General features: G+C 71.7%; 18 protein-coding genes. 2 read left to right on the top strand and 16 right to left on the bottom strand.

All coding sequences use genetic code 11. The annotated features are described in order from the left end of the window. Positions 1-59 precede the first annotated feature (59 nt). Positions 60-977 (top strand): HAD-IB family hydrolase, encoded by a 918-nt coding sequence (locus tag AB0M82_RS06605; protein WP_364718253.1) that lies wholly within the window; start codon positions 60-62, stop codon positions 975-977. Between the two features lie 15 nt (positions 978-992). On the opposite strand, the gene AB0M82_RS06600 is transcribed toward AB0M82_RS06605, so the two are convergent. The 12 genes from AB0M82_RS06600 to AB0M82_RS06545 all read right to left on the bottom strand — a co-directional run bounded on the left by AB0M82_RS06600 (position 993) and on the right by AB0M82_RS06545 (position 12,907). Then, entirely contained in the window at positions 993-2,036 is a 1,044-nt protein-coding gene (locus tag AB0M82_RS06600) for a lysophospholipid acyltransferase family protein (protein WP_364718251.1), read from the bottom strand. Between the two features lie 88 nt (positions 2,037-2,124). Beyond that, the gene (locus tag AB0M82_RS06595; protein ID WP_364718250.1) at positions 2,125-3,168 is read right to left on the bottom strand and encodes an NAD-dependent epimerase/dehydratase family protein; all 1,044 of its coding nucleotides are present in this window, start codon (positions 3,166-3,168) and stop codon (positions 2,125-2,127) included. Positions 3,169-3,435: 267 nt separating this feature from the next. Beyond that, positions 3,436-3,537, bottom strand: a complete 102-nt coding sequence (locus AB0M82_RS06590; protein WP_007030867.1) for an AURKAIP1/COX24 domain-containing protein — start codon at positions 3,535-3,537, stop codon at positions 3,436-3,438. Positions 3,538-3,773: 236 nt separating this feature from the next. Then, the gene (locus AB0M82_RS06585) at positions 3,774-3,989 is read right to left on the bottom strand and encodes a helix-turn-helix domain-containing protein (protein WP_013222402.1); all 216 of its coding nucleotides are present in this window, start codon (positions 3,987-3,989) and stop codon (positions 3,774-3,776) included. 257 nt (positions 3,990-4,246) lie between these two features. After that, positions 4,247-5,059 (bottom strand): pyrroline-5-carboxylate reductase, encoded by an 813-nt coding sequence (proC, locus tag AB0M82_RS06580; protein WP_364718248.1) that lies wholly within the window; start codon positions 5,057-5,059, stop codon positions 4,247-4,249. Positions 5,060-5,083: 24 nt separating this feature from the next. Next, complete coding sequence (locus AB0M82_RS06575) at positions 5,084-5,911, bottom strand: thioesterase family protein (RefSeq protein ID WP_364718247.1); 828 nt, start codon at positions 5,909-5,911, stop codon at positions 5,084-5,086. Between the two features lie 161 nt (positions 5,912-6,072). After that, positions 6,073-6,885 (bottom strand): sugar phosphate isomerase/epimerase family protein, encoded by an 813-nt coding sequence (locus AB0M82_RS06570; RefSeq protein WP_364718246.1) that lies wholly within the window; start codon positions 6,883-6,885, stop codon positions 6,073-6,075. Between the two features lie 91 nt (positions 6,886-6,976). Next, a complete protein-coding gene (locus AB0M82_RS06565) occupies positions 6,977-8,641 on the bottom strand; it encodes a hypothetical protein (RefSeq protein WP_364718244.1) in 1,665 nt (554 codons plus the stop codon). 179 nt (positions 8,642-8,820) lie between these two features. Continuing rightward, positions 8,821-9,804: a Ppx/GppA phosphatase family protein gene (locus tag AB0M82_RS06560; RefSeq protein ID WP_364718243.1), complete on the bottom strand. Its 984-nt coding sequence runs from the start codon at positions 9,802-9,804 to the stop codon at positions 8,821-8,823. A gap of 150 nt (positions 9,805-9,954) precedes the next feature. Next, the gene (locus tag AB0M82_RS06555) at positions 9,955-10,644 is read right to left on the bottom strand and encodes a response regulator transcription factor (protein WP_364718242.1); all 690 of its coding nucleotides are present in this window, start codon (positions 10,642-10,644) and stop codon (positions 9,955-9,957) included. Beyond that, positions 10,641-11,885 (bottom strand): ATP-binding protein, encoded by a 1,245-nt coding sequence (locus AB0M82_RS06550; RefSeq protein WP_364718241.1) that lies wholly within the window; start codon positions 11,883-11,885, stop codon positions 10,641-10,643. Before AB0M82_RS06550 ends, AB0M82_RS06555 begins: the two co-directional genes overlap by 4 nt. A gap of 146 nt (positions 11,886-12,031) precedes the next feature. Next, positions 12,032-12,907 carry an oxidoreductase gene (locus tag AB0M82_RS06545; RefSeq protein ID WP_364718240.1) on the bottom strand — a complete coding sequence of 292 codons (876 nt, stop codon included), beginning with the start codon at positions 12,905-12,907 and terminating at the stop codon, positions 12,032-12,034. A gap of 66 nt (positions 12,908-12,973) precedes the next feature. Here AB0M82_RS06545 and AB0M82_RS06540 point away from each other — a divergent pair, with 66 nt between their 5' ends. Then, positions 12,974-13,612 carry a DNA-binding response regulator gene (locus AB0M82_RS06540; RefSeq protein ID WP_364718238.1) on the top strand — a complete coding sequence of 213 codons (639 nt, stop codon included), beginning with the start codon at positions 12,974-12,976 and terminating at the stop codon, positions 13,610-13,612. Positions 13,613-13,732: 120 nt separating this feature from the next. Here AB0M82_RS06540 and AB0M82_RS06535 read toward each other — a convergent pair whose 3' ends face one another. From AB0M82_RS06535 to mshA, 4 genes are all read right to left on the bottom strand, one after another. Further along, positions 13,733-14,482, bottom strand: coding sequence for a phosphoglyceromutase (locus tag AB0M82_RS06535; RefSeq protein WP_364718237.1), 750 nt, complete (start codon positions 14,480-14,482; stop codon positions 13,733-13,735). A 423-nt stretch (positions 14,483-14,905) separates the two neighbouring features. Next, complete coding sequence (locus tag AB0M82_RS06530) at positions 14,906-15,790, bottom strand: DUF4349 domain-containing protein (protein ID WP_364718235.1); 885 nt, start codon at positions 15,788-15,790, stop codon at positions 14,906-14,908. Positions 15,791-15,860: 70 nt separating this feature from the next. Further along, positions 15,861-16,373: a YbjN domain-containing protein gene (locus AB0M82_RS06525; RefSeq protein ID WP_364718233.1), complete on the bottom strand. Its 513-nt coding sequence runs from the start codon at positions 16,371-16,373 to the stop codon at positions 15,861-15,863. Continuing rightward, positions 16,370-17,674 carry a D-inositol-3-phosphate glycosyltransferase gene (mshA, locus tag AB0M82_RS06520; protein WP_364718232.1) on the bottom strand — a complete coding sequence of 435 codons (1,305 nt, stop codon included), beginning with the start codon at positions 17,672-17,674 and terminating at the stop codon, positions 16,370-16,372. Before mshA ends, AB0M82_RS06525 begins: the two co-directional genes overlap by 4 nt. Positions 17,675-17,688 lie beyond the last annotated feature (14 nt).

Below are 17,688 nucleotides of genomic sequence, written 5' to 3'. Positions count from 1 at the left end.
TCGCTACCCTGTGCGAAGGACCCGGACGTTCGCAGGAACGTGGCCAGACGTGGGCAGACGTGGAGGCGGTGTGCGTGTCAGCTTGGCGTGGCAGGGATAAGAGTCAGGAGCTGGAACGGCTCGCCGCGCTCGCGGGCGAGGCGTCGGCCGAGGCCGCCCACGCCCGAGTGGTTTCCGAAGCCGCCGAGCCGCCCGTCCCGCCCGCGCCGCCGGACCTCACCGCCGCCGCCTTCTTCGACGTCGACAACACGATGATGATGGGCGCGTCGATCTTCTACTTCGCCCGCGGGCTGGCGGCGCGGAAGTTCTTCACGTCGGCGGACCTGGCCGGGTTCGTCTGGGGCCAGATCAAGTTCCGGCTCGGCGGCCGCGAGAACAAAGAGGACATCAAGACCCACCGCGAGCGCGCACTGTCCTTTGTGGCCGGTCGCACGGTGGCGGAGCTGACGTCGATCAGCGAAGAGATCTACGACGAGCTGATGGCCGACAAGATCTGGTCCGGCACGCGCTCGCTGGCCCAGATGCACCTGGACGCGGGCCAGCGCGTCTGGCTGGTGACGGCGACCCCGATCGAGCTGGCGGCGATCATCTCGCGGCGGCTCGGGCTCACGGGAGCCCTCGGCACGGTGGCGGAGACCCGCGACGGCGTCTACACCGGCCGACTGGTCGGTGACCTGCTCCACGGCCGCGCGAAGGCCCACGCGGTGCGGGCGCTGGCGTCCCGGGAGGGCCTCAACCTGAAGCGCTGCACGGCGTACTCCGACTCGGCCAACGACGTCCCGATGCTGTCGGCCGTGGGCACGGCGGTGGCGGTCAACCCGGACGGCGGGCTGCGCGACGTGGCCAGGGCCCGCGGCTGGGAGATCCGCGACTTCCGGACGGGCCGCAAGGCGGCGAAGATCGGGGTGCCGTCGGTGCTCGGGGCCGGAGCGCTGGCGGGTGCGGTGGCGGCCGGCATGGCTTACCGCCGCCGCTGAGCGCCAAGGACGGCCTCAGCCGCGGAAGACCGACTTCCGCTGCGAAAGCCGCTGGTAGAGCGTCTGCTGGATCGACTCCCGCACCTGGTCCGTCAGCTGGAACACCAGCATCGGGTCCTCCACGGCTTCGGGGCCGTACGAATCCGTCGCGATCGGCTCGCCGAACTCGATGCTCCACTTCGTCGGGAGCGGGATCGCGCCCAGCGGGCCCAGCAGCGGGAAGAACGGCGTCACCGGGAAGTACGGGAGCCCGAACATGCGGGCCAGCACCTTGATGTCGCCGATCTTCGGGTAGATCTCCTCGGCGCCGATGACCGACACCGGGATGATCGGCACGCCCGAGCGCAGCGCGGCCGACACGAAGCCGCCGCGGCCGAAGCGCTGCAGCTTGTAGCGGGACGAGAACGGCTTGCCGACGCCCTTGAAGCCCTCCGGCCACACGCCGACCAGCTCCCCCTTGCGCAGCAGGCGTTCCGCGTCCGCGTTGCAGGCCAGCGTCTGCCCGGACTTGCGGGCGAACGACCCCACCAGCGGCACCTGGAACACCAGGTCGGCGCCGAGGCCGCGCAGGTGACGGCCGCCGGTCTCGTCGTGCACCGCCACCGCCGTCATCAGGGAGTCCAGCGGCAGCGTGCCCGAGTGGTTGGACACCAGCAGCGCGCCACCCGAGGCCGGCAGGTTCTCGACGCCGAACGTGTCGACGCGGAACCACTTCTTGTACAGCGCGCGCAGCGGCGGGAGGAACACCGCGTCGGTCAGCTCGGCGTCGAAGCCGAACTCGTCGACGGTGTAGTCACCCGTCAGCCGGTCGCGGAGGAAGCCGAGCGCCGAGCGGGCCGCGTCCGAGAGGATGTCGGGGGCCTGTGCCGGCTGGTCGGCGCCCGGGAAGGCGACGACCGGGGCGGCCGGCTGGGCTTCGGCCTCGCGGGCCACTTCGACTTCGCGCAGGTCCTGCTCCGCCCTCACCGCTTCCGGCTTCTCCCGGCCCGGCCCGTGCAGGGGGATGACCTGCGCCTCGGCACCGCCCACAGTCTCCGCCTCGCTTTCGAAGTCGTCCAAGTCGTAGGGTCTGCTGTCTCAACCGGAGGTCAACTGGAGCTTCGCCCCTGGCCGGGGATTCCGCCACCCGGATCCCCCGAAAGCCTGGTCACCGGCTCTGCCCGGTCGCCGCGGCGACGAGCACCTTGCCGGCCAGGCCCGCCAGCTTGCCGCCGTCGAGCACCGGCCGGAGCCCGCGTCCGACGATGTAGTCGTCGAACGCCTCGCGCGTGGTCCACCGTGGGGTGTACCCGAAGTCGTGCTTCAGCTTGGTGATGTCGACGACCCGGCCGAAGTTCAACAGCCGGACCTGGTCGGCGGAGAAGTCGACCACGCGGGCACCGCGCAGGACCTTCCCCACCGACGGCACCACGCTCCGCGGCATCGGCAGCTCGACCCGGCCGGCTCGCCGGATCGCCTGCGAAAGGGTGAGTACCCCTTCCGAGCCGACGTTAAAGACGCCGGGCTTGTCGTTCAGGGTCGCGCGTTCCAGCACGGCCAGGGCGTCGGACGAATGGAGCAGCTGGATGCGCGCGTCGTAGCCGAAGACCGTCGGCACCACCGGCAGCGCGAAGTAGCGGGAAAGGACGGTGTCGGTCGACGGCCCGATGATGTTCGCGAACCGGAACAGCGTCGTGGTGATGTCGGGGCGGCGGCGCATCAGACCGCGCACGTACCCCTCCATCTCGACGGCGTCCTTCGCGTATCCGCTGGTCGACGTCGGGATGAGCTCGGAGTCCTCGGTGAACACCGCCTGCGAGCGGGCGTCGGCGCCGTAGACCGCCGCGGTCGACTTGACCACCAGCTTGCGCACCAGCGGGGACCGCTGGCAGGCCGCGAGCAGCCGCATCGTGCCGATGACGTTGACTTCCTTGATCGCCGTGCGGCGGCCCGGCCCGGCCGGGTGCGCGGTGCAGGACGCGTGCACCACCGTGTCGACCTTGGCGGTGCTGATGACCTTGGCGATCAGCGGGTTCCGGATGTCCGCGCGGACGAACTCCGCGTGGCCCATGCGTTGCAGCACCGTCTTGTCCGGCGGGACCGTGTCGACGCCGATGACGCGTTCGAAATCGGGATTGTTGCCCAGCCTGGCGAGCAGTTTCCCGCCCAGTTCCCCGGCGACCCCGGTGACGAGCACGATGTTCGACGGCATACGACTCCCTGTGGCGTAGGGCGTGTGGGGTGGACGATCACCCGAGCTGCGCGAACCTGCACTCACTGGAAGCATCGCGCGGACGCCCTTGAGATGTTACCGCTCTTCAGTGGTAGCTCCGGGATGTCTTACGTGCTATTAACCGCTGTTCCCCGGAAAGCGACGAACGCCTCACTCGAACGGGGGGAGCCGGCCCACCACATGGACGTGGCCCGCCCAGAGACTGGACGGGCCACGACTACGCACGGCTTGCTTGGACAAGCAGACTTACTTGCCGGCCTTCCGGCGCTGCACTCGCGTGCGGCGCAGCAGCTTGCGGTGCTTCTTCTTCGACATGCGCTTGCGGCGCTTCTTGATCACAGAGCCCATGGGCGCTCCTTAGGTCGTCGTCGGTCACGCTGCCCGGCGCAGCGTCCAACGGGTGGAGCGCACAGGCACGAGCGGTCTTTTAGGTTACCCGTGACCCTTCGCGGGCCGGTCGGGGGGCACGCTGTAGCACTGTGCGAGCACTGCGCACCGCTGGCCACGGCGTGCCCGGCGACCGGTTCAGCAGGCCTTTCGGGGGATCCGGGTTGCGGAGCCCCCGGCCCGGAGCTCCGGGGTGTTCAGCCCACGTCGTAGTAGGCACCCTGCAGATACTCGTGCACTGCTTTCTCCGGCACCCGGAAAGACTTCCCGACTCTGACGGCGGGTAGCTCACCCGAGTGGACGAGACGATAGACGGTCATCTTGGAGACCCGCATCAGCGTGGCCACTTCGGCGACTGTCAGGAACTGGACTTGCCCGACGGCGGGCAGGTCCTCCTTCTTGTTCGGCGACATGTTTACCGCGTCCTTCGACACGTGTCGCGCCACGAGGCTTCCCCACCTGTGGTATCGACACGCACGTGCTCTATCGAGAGTAGCGGGACTGGTGGGACTAATGCGACGCCTGTCACCGAGATGGGCCCCTACCAGCGCTAACGCACAGGAACTCGCTCGTGCAAGACCGCCGCGATCGCCCTTTCCGGCGAATCCGGGAGCCACCTGGAGGGGCTCGGCTCGAGCGGCAGCCGCGGCACCAGCACCAGGCCGAGGGCCTAGTCCTCTTCGTGGGCCTTGCCCAGCTCCACGGACCGGTCCCGCGCCGCCTCGATGGCGGCCAGCATCGCCGCGCGGACCCCATGCTTCTCCAGCTCGCGGATCGCGTTGATGGTCGTCCCGGCCGGCGACGTCACGGCCTCGCGCAGCAGCACCGGGTGCTCGTCCGACTCGGCGAGCATCTTCGCCGCGCCGACGGCCGACTGGATGATCAGCTGCCCGGCCAGCACCCGCGGCAGGCCCAGCAGGATCCCGGCGTCGATCATCGCCTCGACCAGGTAGAAGAAGTACGCCGGGCCGGATCCCGACAACGCCGTGACGGCGTCCTGCTGCCCCTCCGGCACCTCGACGACCCGGCCGACGTGGGACAGCAGGTCCCGCACCACCGCCAGGTGCTCGGCGGTCGCGTATCGCCCCGCCGAGATGGCGCTCATGGCCTCGTTGACCAGCATCGGCGTGTTCGGCATGACCCGCACCACGGGCACCCCCGAAGCGAGCCGCCGCTCGTACAGCGACGTCGGCAGCCCCGCGCACAGCGACACCACGAGCGACGACGGCCCGAGCAGCGGCGCCAGCTCGTCGAGCACCGGCTCGATGTCCTGCGGCTTCACCGCCACCACCAGCACGTCGGCGCGCTTCGCCGCTTCCTCGACCTCGACGCCGCGGACGCCGTAACGCGTCGTCAGCTCCTCGACGCGCGCCGCGTACCGCTCGGTGAACAGGAGGTCGCCCGGCTGGTGGCCGCCGTGCAGCAGCCCCGAAAGCAACGCTTCGCCGATCTTGCCCGCACCCAGCACCGCGATGACCGTCATGGCGTCAAGCGTGCCAAACGCCGCTCAGCCGCCCGGTGCCGGGGCGAGCCCGAGCTGCCGGGCCTGGCACACCAGCCTGCCCTGCGCGTCGACGACCGTGGCGTCGGAGTCGAACCACGCCTCGTGCACCGACCGGGATTCGACGATGACCCGCAGCCAGCCCGGGGCCGGGCGGGTGCGCAGCAACGCCGTCAGCTGCACCGTGGGCGCCCAGCCGATCCGGCCGAGGTTCATCACCACCGGCGGGTTGACGTCGGAGGCGAGGAGCGTGAAGTAGGGGTCGACCAGGCCGTGCCGCGGCCGGACCCACAGCCGCATCCGCGGCGGCTCGCCGGTGCGCCCGGCCAGGTAGCCCGCGGTCGCCGGGTCGAGCCGGACGTCGCAGCCCTTGGCCAGGTTGAACGGGCCTTCGGTGCTCTCGGCCATGGTGAGCGCGCCGGGCGACGGTTCGGCGGGCATCGACGGCACGTCCGTCCACTCCGGGCGTCGCATGGGCAGCCGCCCGGTCGTCACCCTGGCCTCGACGCAGCTGCGGCCGCGCTGCTCCAGCCGGACCTCCACGACCGTCGCCCGGCGCCCGACCTTGCGGACGTCCGTGCGCAGCAGCACCGGGCCGAGCGCGGGCGCGTGCAGGAACTCCGCGCTGACGACGAGGGGCTCGGCGTGCGGCTCCCCGCGCTCGTGCAGGGCGGCGATCGCCGCCTTGGCCAGCAGGGCCAGCAGGAAACCCCCGTGCGGGTGGGAGCCGACGGCCCATTCCGCACGCAGCACCGCGGTGAAGGTGCCGTCCCCCAGCGACCGCGCCACACTCGCCGTGTCGAAGGACACGGCGGTGCCGTCCGATCCGCTCACGAACGCGCGGCCCCGTCCGTACCCGTCCCGATCGGGGAATTCGGATAATGACCGGGATCGGCGGAGATCAACGAGCGCAACGGGTTCACAGCCGGAACTTTACGTGTTCGACCGGGGGAAATGGAGGCGGGAGTAGTCGTGTCCGGCCGGAAAGTGCGCGCCTATTGCCCGAGATGGAATCGCGCGAACAGCAATGCCTCCGCGAGGTCGCGGACGCGCTCGGCCGCGTTGACGGCGTGCCGGGTGTTGATCTCCAGCACGATCTGCCCGGCGAAACCGCCGCTGACCAGCTTCTCGAGCAGTTCGGCGCACGGCTGGCCGCCCCGGCCGGGCACCAGGTGTTCGTCCTTCGGGACGCCCGTGCCGTCGGCCAGATGGAGGTGGGTGAGGCCCTCGCCCATCCGCTGCGCGAGCGCCAGCGCGTCCATCCGGGCCGCCGCCGTGTGGGACAGGTCGAGCGTGTAGTGCCGGAAACCGACGTCGGTCGGGTCGATCGACGGCCGGAACGCGGAGACTCGCGAATTCTTCGAACCGCCGGGCGGCCGGACCTTGAACATGTTCTCGACGGCGATTTCGATCCCGCTGGACTCCTCCAGCTCGTCGACGAGATCACCGAAGGCGTCGCCGTACCGGCGTTGCCAGCGGAACGGCGGGTGCACCACGACGGTGCGCGCGCCGAGCTCGTGCGCGGCGTCGACGGACATCCGCAGCCGCACGACGGGGTCCGGCGACCAGATCCGCTGGGTGATCAACAGTGACGGCGAGTGCACGGACAGCACCGGCACCCCGGTGCGGCGCGACCAGCGCCGCAGCGCCGTGATGTCCTGGCTGACCGGGTCGGCCCAGACCATCACCTCGACGCCGTCGTAGCCGAGCTCGGCGGCCAGTTCGAAGGCGGCCCCGGCCTTGAGGGGCCACACCGACGCCGTGCTCAGGCCGACCGGCACCGGGTTCTCGTCTGTCACGCGCGCCATCCTGCCTCGTCACCGAGGGTGCGCGGAGCCACCGGGCCGGTAGGGGGACGCGGATCACCTCACCCCGGGCGGCAGCGGCCGCGCGAGCGCGTCAGCGGCCGACGAGCAGCAAGGCCGCCGGGGACACCGTCACCACCAGGCCGACCAGCACCGCCAGCACGGTCGTCTGCAGGTCCTCGGCGCGGCGGATCTTCCGCACGATCCAGACCAGCGCGACGACCACCAGCAGCGCCGCGACCAGCGCGGCGGCCGGGAGGTTCACCCACAGCCAGTTGAAGCCGAGCCAGACGCCGGCGCCGCCGACGACGCCCATCGCCAGCTGACCGGCCAGCGCCAGCCACTGCTTGCCGGGCGAAGCCGCCACCGCCGGCTCGGCGGCCGGCTCCGGCACGTCGTCGTACTCGTCGTCTTCGTAGCCATCGCCCTGCTCGTAGGCGTAGTCGTCCTGCTCGAAGTCCGGGCCGTCCGCCGGGTAGCCGTCGGCGAACTCGCGCTCGTAGGGCTCGAGGTCGTCCGGCGCGGGGGTCCGCGCGCCAGCGGGCGCGAACGGCATCGGCGGCGGGTACGCGCCGGTCGGCGGCCCCGCGTCGTAGGCGGCCTGGTAGCCGCTGCTCTCCGGCGCGAAATCGTCCGGCTCGAAGTCGTCCTCGGGGTAGCCGTCGTCCGGGGTTTCGGTGGGCACCGCCGGCATGACGCCGATCTCGGTGTCCTCCAGCTGCTCCTTCTGCCGTCGCTTGCGCCAGTTCGCCAGCCCCGCCGGCGACTCGGGCTTCTTCGACTTCTTCGACGTCGCGGCGGGCGGCGGGGGCTCTTCGTCGCTGACCGCGGAGAACTGCTCTGTGTGCGCCTCGGGCTTCGGCTCCGGGCGGCGCGACGGAGCGCGGCGCGGGCGGCCGGGTGCGGCCGGCGGCGTCGCGAAGGACCCGCTGGCCATCGGGCCCGGCGGCACGTCGATGTCGGCGTCCGGGGTGCCGTTGAGGCCGTCGAGCCGGGCCGACAGCGGCGCGGCGGGCGGCGGGGGCGTCGGCAGCTGCTGCGACGGCTGCGGCGGCGGAACCGGAAGCTGCTGTGACGGTTGCGGCGGCGCCGGGCGGCGCCGGACCGGCGGGACGGCCCCGCGGGTCTCCTCGGCCGCCGGCGGCGGGGTCGGCAGCTGCTGCGACGGCTGGGGCGGCGGCTGACGCCGGGGCGCGGCCCGCGGCGGCACCGGCAGCTGGGCCGAGTCCGGCGGCCGCGGCGGCACCGGCAGCTGCGCCGACTCCGGCGGACGCTTGAACTGCCCGGACTCCGGCGGCGCCGGCCGGGCGAACTGGCCCGACTCCTGCGGCGCCGGGCGCGCGTACTGGCCGGACTCGGGCCCACCGGGCGCGGGCCGCGCCGGGGGCGGCGGCACCGGCCGCGGCAGCGGCTGGGAGTCCTGCGGCGCCTGGCGCGGCAGCGGCTGGGAGTCCTGAGGAACCGCGCGGGGCGCGGGCGGCGGCTCGGCGCGGCGCCGTCCGGCGGGCCGGGCGGTGGGTGCCGACGGGGGCGGCGGCGCCGTGCCCTCGGCGGCCACCCGGTCGATGATCGCCTGCGGGCCGGTGTCGCTCACGCCCGGCCGCCGGTGCGTGCCGGTGGCAGCTTCGGGGGTGGCGGGTTCGTCGTCGTCGGCCGCGCGCCGCCGCCGGCGGCGAACGCCGTCGACCTGGGCACCGTGCTGGGCGAGCAGCTCAGCCACGGTCTTCTGCGGCTGGTCGCCTCCGGTCTGGTCCGTCATGCCTGGTAATCCTCTGCGCGCACCGGGAAGTCACCGTCGGCACCGGGCGAAGCGGTCCCCGACGGCACACCGGCGGCACCGCGCGCGCTGTACGCCGACCTTTGCATGTCCATCTCCTCTTCACCGTGCCCGTGCTTTTAGGGAAAACACTGTCGTCCGGGAAGTCCAGTCGTGTGCTTTCACCGGTCCTCCTGTGCGCCGAAGCGCCCCACGAGGGCGGCTCCAGTCTCATCCTCGCCGTTGGAATGGTCCAGCCGCCGCAGGATGACACCCTCTCGCAGAGCCCACGGGCAGATCTCGAGTTCGGGCAATCCGAGGGCCCGCATCGTGGCCTGCGCGACGAGCGCGCCCGCCACCAGCTGGTGCGCTCGGCTCGAGCTGACGCCTTCGAGCTGCGCCAGATCCGCCGACGGCATCCGCGAGATGAAGGCCAGGAGCTGGCGCAATGCGGTGTCCGTGAGCGTACGTCGCACGCGCGGGCCCGCCGCCGAGGGGGCGGCGCCGGTCAGCCGGGCGAGGGAGCGGAACGTCTTCGACGTCGCCACGACACGATCGGGATCACCCACCTTGGTGACCTTCCGCGCCAGCTCGGTGAGCTGGTCGTCGAGCCACGCCGATGTCGCGACGAGCTCCGAGCGCGTCGGCGGGTCGTGCCGGAAGCGGGTGCGCGTGGTGCGGCCGGCGCCCAGCGGCAGGGATTCGGCGAGCACCGGCTCCTCGTCGTGGCCCATCGCGACCTCGAGGGAGCCGCCGCCGATGTCGAGCACCAGCAGCCGGCCCGCCGACCAGCCGTACCAGCGGCGGACGGCGAGGAAGGTCAGCCGGGCCTCATCGACACCGGACAGGACCTGCAGGTCGACGCCGGTTTCTTCGGCCACCCGGGCAAGCACCTTCGCCGAGTTCTTCGCTTCGCGGACCGCGGAGGTGGCGAAGGCCATCACGTCTTCGCAGCCGAGCCGGGCGGCCGCCTCCTTCGCCGACACGACGGCCCGCACCAGCTCGTCGGCCCCGGCCTTGCTGAGGTCGCCGCCACGGGTGATCTGCTCGGCCAGGCGGAGCACGGACTTTTCGGAATGCATCGGCGTCGGGTGGGCGCCACGGTGGGCGTCGACCACGAGCAGGTGGACGGTGTTGGAACCGACGTCGAGTACCCCTAGGCGCACGGGGGTCCAGCGTACCGGCCTCAGCGTCAGGTCTCGAACTTGTAACCAACAACACTCGGTCCGGCCAAGACGTCACTTTCATAGCGAAAGTGACGCGGAGAGGGTGTCTCCGGATCACTTTCCCTACGAAAGTGACGCCTTGGGGTGGGGTTACGACTCGAACTTGTAGCCGAGGCCACGAACCGTCACGAGGTGCCGGGGCGAACCCGGGTCCGGCTCGATCTTCGAACGCAGCCGCTTCACGTGGACGTCGAGCGTCTTGGTGTCGCCGACGTAGTCCGCGCCCCACACCCGGTCGATGAGCTGGCCGCGGGTGAGCACCCGGCCCACGTTGCGGAGCAGGTACTCGAGCAGGTCGAACTCCTTGAGCGGGAGCGAGACCTCGCCGCCGCCGACGGTCACGACATGCCGCTCGACGTCCATCCGGACCGGGCCGGCCGAGAGCACCAGCGGGGCCAGCTCGCCGTCCGAGCCGGGCTCGCCGCCGCGGCGCAGCACCGCGCGGACCCGCGCGATGAGCTCCCGCGCCGAGTACGGCTTGGTGACGTAGTCGTCCGCGCCGAGTTCCAGGCCGACGACCTTGTCGATCTCGCTGTCACGCGCGGTCACCATGATCACCGGCACGGCCGAGCGCTGGCGCAGCTGCTTGCAGACGTCGGTGCCGCTCATCCCGGGCAGCATGAGGTCGAGCAGCACGATGTCGGCGCCGTTGCGGTCGAACTCCTCCAGCGCCGCCTGGCCGGTGCCGGCCACGGCCGCGGTGAACCCTTCCTTGCGCAGCAGGAAGGCGAGGGGGTCGGCGAACGACTCCTCGTCCTCGACGATGAGAACCCTGGTCACAGGTTTCCTCCATGATCTGGGCTGTCCTGCCCGGTAACCACGAGCCGGGTGCGCTCGGGGGTCTTCTCCTGCCGCGGTGCCGGCGAGGTCTGCGTCCCGGCCGTCCACGCCGGTTCGGGCGCGGGGTCGGTCCGGACGTGCGCGGGGATGCGCAGGGTGAAGGTCGAGCCGGTGCCGGGACGGCTCCACAGCCCGACCGAGCCGCCGTGGTTGGCCGCGACGTGCTTGACGATCGCCAGGCCGAGGCCGGTGCCGCCGGTGGCGCGGGAGCGGGCCTTGTCGGCGCGGTAGAAGCGCTCGAAGACGCGCTGCTGCTCGTCCTCGGCGATGCCGATGCCGCGGTCGGTGACGGCGATCTCGATCATCCCGTCGGCCAGCCTGCGCGAGATCGACACTGGGCTGCCGGCCGGCGAGTACGCGACGGCGTTCTCCAGCAGGTTCGACAGCGCGGTGACCAGCAGCGTGCGGTCGCCCTCGACGAGCAGGCCGCTGGCCGCGTCGGTGGTGATGGCGATGTCGGCGGACTCGGCCGACAGCGTGGTGCGGCCGAGCGCCTCGCGGACGACCGCGTCGACCTCGACGACGTTGAGGTCGGGCAGCCGCTCGGCGCCCTGCAGCCGCGACAGCGCGATCAGCTCGGTGACGAGCTGGCCGAGCCGGGTGGACTCGCGCAGGATCTTGCCGCCGAAGCGGCGGACCTCTTCGACGTCCTCGGCGGCGTCGAGCACGGCCTCGGTGAGCAGCGCGATCGCGCCGACCGGGGTCTTGAGCTCGTGGCTGACGTTGGCGACGAAGTCGCGGCGCACGGCCTCCAGCCGGATGGCCTCGGAGTGGTCGACGGCCTCGACGACGGTGAAGCCGTCGCCGAGCGGCCGGACCTGGCCGAGGACCGCTTCCGGCTGGCGGCCGCGCGCCTCCAGGGGCGAAAGGTCGATCTCCATCGGCTCGTCGGTCTCGGCGACCTGTTCGGCGGCCTTGCGGGCCCGCGAGTCGGCCTGGTTGACCTTGACCAGGCCCAGCTCGTAGGCGCGCGGGTTGTGCAGGACCATGTCGCCGAACTTGTTGAGCACGACGACACCGTTGTGCGAGGAGCGGACCAGCCGGTCGAGGAGCTCCGCGACGGTCGGGCCCGGCGGCCGGGCCTCTTCCCGCCGGGTCCGCGCCCGCGCGACGAGGTAGCCGGCCACCGCACCGGCCACCAGAGCTCCGATGGCCAGTGCGAGTGAAACAGGCGTGGTCACAAGGCCGATCGTAAGCCGTGATGTGGCCCTTCGGCCTAGCGTTGTCCGCCTTGTCGTGAGCACCGCGACACCTGGGGAGGACATGTTCGCCGGGGGGTCAGCCGCAGTTCACCCGGCCGATTCCCGAGCGAGACCTTCCGGGTGAATCACGCGGCTCCGTCGAGTGTTTTCAGGTCCCCTTCGGTGAGCTCCAACGTCGCCGCGGCGACGTTCTGCTCGAGGTGCGCGAGATCTCCCGTGCCGGGGATGGCGAGCACGTGCGGGCCCTGGTGCAGGGTCCACGCCAGCCGGACCTGCGCCGGGGTGGCGTCGTGCCGGCGCGCGACCTCGGCGACCCGCGTCTCCTCCGCCGAGCCGCTCGCCACGGCGAAGAACGGCACGAAGGCGATGCCGTGCTCGGCGCAGAGCCGGACCAGTTCGTCGTCCTCCCGGCGGGCGGTCAGGCCGTACTGGTTCTGGACGCAGACGACCGGCGCGATGGCGAGGGCTTCGGTGAGGTGCTCCGGGCCGATGTTGGAGATGCCCAGCTCGCGGATCATTCCGGCTTCGCGTAGCTCGGCGAGCGCGCCGAAGCCTTCGGCCAGGGACCCGGTGCCGCGGTCGAGGGCCTGGCCGATCCGGTAGTTGACGACGTCGAGGTGGTCGAGGCCCAGCTGGCGCAGGTTCTCCTCGACCTGGGCGCGCAGCTGGTCCGGCCGGGCCGTGTGGAAGGCGCCTTCGAAGTCGCGGCCGGGACCGACCTTGGTGGTGATCACCAGGTCGTCGCCGTACGGCGCGAGGGCCCGGTTGATCAGCTCGTTCGCCGAGCGCGGACCGAAGAAGTAGAACGCGGCGGTGTCGATGTGGTTGACGCCGAGCTCGACGGCGCGGCGCAGGACGGCGATCGACGTCTCGCGGTCGCGGATGCCGCCGTCCGTGGTGGACATGAGGCGCATGGCGCCGTAGCCGAGCCGGTTGACTTCGAAGGAGCCGAGCTTCCAGGTGCCGGCCGCGGCGGCGGGGAGGGTGTTCGTCGTGGTCATGCCGCCAGCCTTCCGACGCGGCTCGGGCGGCGCCGGTTTTGGCATTTTGCTGCCACACTGGAATGCGTGGAGAAGGTGACCGACGTCGTCATGGTGCGGGGCGAGGCCGAGCTCTTCGAGCGAACCGCGCACCTGTTCGCCGCGGCGACGGAGATCTCTTGCGCGGCCCGCGACCTGCACACGTGGTCGGTGGCGCACCCGACGGCGCCCGAGCGCGAGCAGTCGGTGCGCGGGATCACCGTGCGCAAGATCTACCTGCCGGGTGTGGTGTTCGACCCCGCGCTCGCCGAACACCTGCGGTTCATGGCGGCGAACGGCGCGCGGATCCGGATCACCGAGCGCGAGATCAACGAGACGATCCTGCTCGACCGCCGGATCGCGATCCTGGCGGGCGACCACGTCGGGGGTGTCCGCGGCTACACGGTGGTCAGCAGCCCGGAGCTGGTCCAGGGCATCCAGTCGCTGTTCGAAGCGGCTTGGCACGGCGCCACCGACCTGGAGTCCTACCAGGCCCGGTTCGCCGAGCTGGGTGCCCGGGAGATCCTGGAGCAGCTCGCGTCCGGCTGCAAGGACGAGACGGCGGCCCGCGCCCTCGGCGTCGGCCTGCGGACCTACCGGCGCCGGGTGGCGGAGCTGATGGAGTTCCTCGGCGCGTCTTCCCGGTTCCAGGCCGGAGCCCGCGCCCGGGAGGCCGGCCTGCTGTGAAGCGGATCCTGCCCGCGTTGGAAGGCGACCGCCGCCCTGACCGTCGCGGGGTCGCGAGAAGCCGTGAATGTCGCATCGAGGGACTTGGAGTCCCTCAATGCGACATTCACGGACTTGGCGTCAGCGGCCCTGGTTGGCGACCGCGGCGGCGGCTTCCTTGGCGGCCTCGGGGTCGAGGTACTCGCCGCCCGGCTTCACCGGCTTGAGGTCCTCGGTGAGGTCGTAGCGCAGCGGGATGCCGGTCGGGATGTTCAGGCCGGCGATGTCGGCGTCGGAGATCCCGTCGAGGTGCTTGACCAGCGCGCGCAGCGAGTTGCCGTGCGCGGCGACCAGCACCGTCTTGCCGGCACGCAGGTCCGGCACGATCTCGGACTCCCAGTACGGCAGCAGCCGCTCGACGACGTCCTTGAGGCACTCGGTCAGCGGCGCGTCGCCGCCGAGGTTCGCGTAGCGGGCGTCGTCCGCCTGGCTCCACTGGTCCTTCGGGTCGATCGCCGGCGGCGGGGTGTCGTACGAACGGCGCCAGAGCATGAACTGCTCCTCGCCGAACTCGGCGAGGGTCTGCTTCTTGTCCTTGCCCTGCAGCGCGCCGTAGTGGCGCTCGTTGAGGCGCCAGTCGCGCTTCACCGGGATCCAGTGCCGGTCGGCCGCGTCCAGCGCGATGTTCGCGGTGGAGATCGCGCGGCGCAGCAGCGAGGTGTGCACCACGTCCGGCAGCAGCCCCGCGCCGGCCAGCAACTGACCGCCTTGGCGGGCTTCGCCTTCACCCTGCTCCGAAAGCGGTACGTCCACCCAGCCGGTGAACAGGTTTTCCGCGTTCCACGTGCTCTGCCCGTGCCGCAGCAGCACCAACGTCCCAATCTCGGCCATGCCCCACAGCCTGCCAGAACGGGCCGGTCAGCTCACCGGTGACCCGCGGTCCTACACAAAGTGCGTTACCCGCAAGTAACGCCTCACTCTTTGACAAGTCCGAGCGCCAACTACGCGCAAAATCCCCGAACCTGACTGCGCATCGTTATCGTCGTTCGCGAATTTCACTCGAACAGACTAGTGAGTAGTCTTGTGATTACAGGTCGAGATCTGACAGGTTGACTAGGTCCCGAGCGGCCGGATTCCACGCACTCCCCGGCCGGATTCGGGCTTTGACCGCGGCTCGTCTCCCCCCTGCCGAGCCGCGGCCCGCCCGGCCCCGTTGGCACCCCCCTCGTCACCGGGTCCTGATCGGCGGGAACTTCAGCGGGGCGGCTCGAGATCGCGACTCCCCCCTCCCTCGAGCCGTCCCGCCTGCCCGCTTCACACCTCGGTGGGCTCCGGCTTCACGGTCCGGCGACGGCGGTTCAGCCACCAGCCGAGCCACGCGAGCGGCCCGACGATCAGCAGGAACGGCGCGATCGCGCCCAGCACCGTCAACAGGCCGCCGCCGAAGACGAGGAACGCGTCCCAGCCGCCGGCCAGCCCGCCGAGGAAGCCACTGTGGTCGGCTTCCGGGGGCGCGGGCGCGGCCACGCTCCGGATGCTCATCGCCACGGTCGCCATCGCGACACTGCCCGCGAGGGAGTTCCGCTGCTGTTCGAGCGACTCGAGCGCCGACTCGCGGCTCGTCAGCTCACTCTCGACCGAAGCGATCTCGGACACCGAAGCCGCCCTCGCGAGCAACGCGCGGATCCGCTCGACCGACGCGCGCTGCGTCGCCAGCCGCGCTTCGACGTCGACGACCTGCTCGGTGACGTCCTGGGTGTTCAGTTCCCGCTTCACCAGGCTCGTGCCCAGGTGCGAGAGCTGGTCGAGCACGCCGTCGAGCTTGTCCGCCGGCACGGCGAGGCTGAGCGTCGCCAGCTCCTCGCCGGTGCTCTCCTGCCCGGTGTAGCCCCCGGCACCCTGCGCGATCCCGCGTGCCTGCGCGACGACGTCGACGACCTTGGTGGCGGTCAGTTCGAGCCGGGCGCTGCGCGAGAGTTTGCGGTTGGTGGCGCCGGCCTGCGGCGGCGTCACCTGCGCCACCCCCTTGCCCTGCTCCGTCTTCCCGGCGTCGCCGGCGCCCTGCCGCGGGGCGGCCGGCACCTGGCCGGAGCCGGCACTGTCCGCCGTGGCCGATTTCCCGCTGTCGGCCGCCGAGCAGCCGGCCAGCACGAACGCCGCGGCCGCGGCCGCGAGCACGGCTCTCCATCGAGTCCGCATCCTGCGTCTCCCTCCAGTTTCGTCTGGCGGTGAGACGGATGTCCGGTTCAGGGCCGTTGCACGGCCAGGGTCACGACTCGGTCAAGCCCGGTTCGTGCGGCTTCTCGGGTGCGACGAGATGCTTGAACGCCTGCAGGTTGGCCAGCGACTCGCCGCGGGAGACGCGCCAGTCCCACTCGCGCTTGATGGACGTCGCGAAGCCGATCTCCAGCAGCGTGTTGAAGTCGCCGTCGGCGGCTTCCAGCACTTGGCCGAGCACCTTGTCGAGCTCGTCGGCGTTCATCGTTTCCCTGCCGAACCGGCCGACGAGGTAGATGTCACCGAGACTGTCCACTGTGTAGTGGACGCCGTAGAGCTTGGCGTTGCGCTGCAACAAGAATCGGTAAACGTCCTCATGGGACTCATCGGGACGGCGACAGACGAAGGCCTCCACGGAGAAGGCGTGGTCGCCGTCCACCAGCCACGCGTTCGTCTGCAGCTTCTTCGCCCCCGGCAACGTGACGAAGTACTTGCCCGGGCCGCGCCTGTCGTACTTCAGCTCCGCGGAGTCCAAAGTAGACCGGATCAGCTCGTCCAGGCTCACACCGCCACCTCCGCGCGCAGGTCCAGCGCGTGGGTGAACGCACTGGTGGCCTGAGCATAAATGTCGAGCAGCGCGTCCGTCGTGCGGCGCCAGGAGAACCGCCGCGCGTGCACGACGGCGTTGGCGCCGAGCTCGGCGCGCCGGTCGGGGCGCAGCGCGACCGCGGCCAGCGCGTCCGCCCACTCCTCGGCGCCGTGCCCCGGCACCAGCAGCCCGGAGACGCCGTGCGGCACCGCCACCGGCAGGCCGCCGACCTCGGCCGCGACCACCGGCGTCCCGCAGGCCTGCGCCTCCAGGGCGACCAGGCCGAACGACTCGTTGTAGCTGGGCACCGCGACGACGTCGGCGGCGCGGAAGACTCCGGCGAGCGCCTCGCCCGGCTGCGGAGGGAGGAAGCGAACCTGCCGCTCGATGCCGAGGGAGACGGCGAGCTCGCGCAGGGCCTGCGGCTGCTCCAGCCCGGTGCCGGACGGCCCGCCGACGATCAGCACGACCAGCTTCGGCGCCAGCTCGGGGCGGCGGCGCAGGAGGGCCGCCGCCGCGTGCAGCAGCACGTCCGGCGCCTTCAGCGGCTGGATCCGGCCGGCGAAGGCCAGCACGACGTCGTCGTCGGCCAGGCCGAGTTCGCGCCGGGCCACGTCCTTCGGGCCGGGGGTGAAGCGTTCGAGGTCGACGCCCGGCGGCACGGCGTGCACCGCGTCCGGCTCGGCGTCGTAGAGGTCGATGAGCTGGCGCGCCTCGACCGCGGTGTTGGCGACCAGCCGGTCGGCCTCGGCGACCACCTGCTCCTCGCCGATCACGCGGGTGCGCGGCTCGGGCTTGTCCCCTGAAGCGAGCGCGGCGTTCTTCACCTTCGCCAGCGTGTGCGCGGTGTGCACCAGCGGGACCGACCACCGGTCGCGGGCGAGCCAGCCGACCTGGCCCGACAGCCAGTAGTGCGAGTGGATGAGGTCGTAGTGGCCGGGCTCGTGGAAGGCCTCGGTCCGCAGCACGCCGGAGGTGAACGCGCACAGCTGGGCGGGCAGCTCGTCGCGGCCCAGCGGCTCGAACGGCCCGGCCTGCACGTGCCGCACGGTCACGCCGGGCGCCAGTTCGGCCACCGGCGGCTGGTCGGACGCGGTCGCGCGGGTGAACACCTCGACCTCGACGCCGCGGCGGGCCATCTCGGTCGCCGTCTGGCTGATGTACACGTTCATCCCGCCGGCGTCGCCGGTCCCCGGCTGCTCGAGCGGCGAGGTGTGCACGGAGAGCACCGCGATCCGGCGCGGCACAGCCCGGAACCTCCGGATGGAGCTGGTCACCTGGTCGTCTCCCG

The organism is Amycolatopsis sp. NPDC051128 (assembly GCF_040682715.1).
Taxonomy (GTDB): Bacteria; Actinomycetota; Actinomycetes; order Mycobacteriales; family Pseudonocardiaceae; genus Amycolatopsis.
Note: the sequence above shows the minus strand (reverse complement) of the source record. Positions and strands in the feature narration are given on the sequence as shown.

Coding starts and splice junctions, on each gene's coding strand:
- AB0M82_RS06595 (WP_364718250.1), bottom strand. CDS start 3,168: ATGCCGTCGAACATCGTGCTCGTCACCGGGGTCGCCGGGGAACTGGGC.
- AB0M82_RS06590 (WP_007030867.1), bottom strand. CDS start 3,537: ATGGGCTCTGTGATCAAGAAGCGCCGCAAGCGCATGTCGAAGAAGAAG.
- AB0M82_RS06585 (WP_013222402.1), bottom strand. CDS start 3,989: ATGTCGCCGAACAAGAAGGAGGACCTGCCCGCCGTCGGGCAAGTCCAG.
- proC (WP_364718248.1), bottom strand. CDS start 5,059: ATGACGGTCATCGCGGTGCTGGGTGCGGGCAAGATCGGCGAAGCGTTG.
- AB0M82_RS06570 (WP_364718246.1), bottom strand. CDS start 6,885: ATGGCGCGCGTGACAGACGAGAACCCGGTGCCGGTCGGCCTGAGCACG.
- AB0M82_RS06565 (WP_364718244.1), bottom strand. CDS start 8,641: ATGACGGACCAGACCGGAGGCGACCAGCCGCAGAAGACCGTGGCTGAG.
- AB0M82_RS06545 (WP_364718240.1), bottom strand. CDS start 12,907: ATGACCACGACGAACACCCTCCCCGCCGCCGCGGCCGGCACCTGGAAG.
- AB0M82_RS06535 (WP_364718237.1), bottom strand. CDS start 14,482: ATGGCCGAGATTGGGACGTTGGTGCTGCTGCGGCACGGGCAGAGCACG.
- AB0M82_RS06530 (WP_364718235.1), bottom strand. CDS start 15,790: ATGCGGACTCGATGGAGAGCCGTGCTCGCGGCCGCGGCCGCGGCGTTC.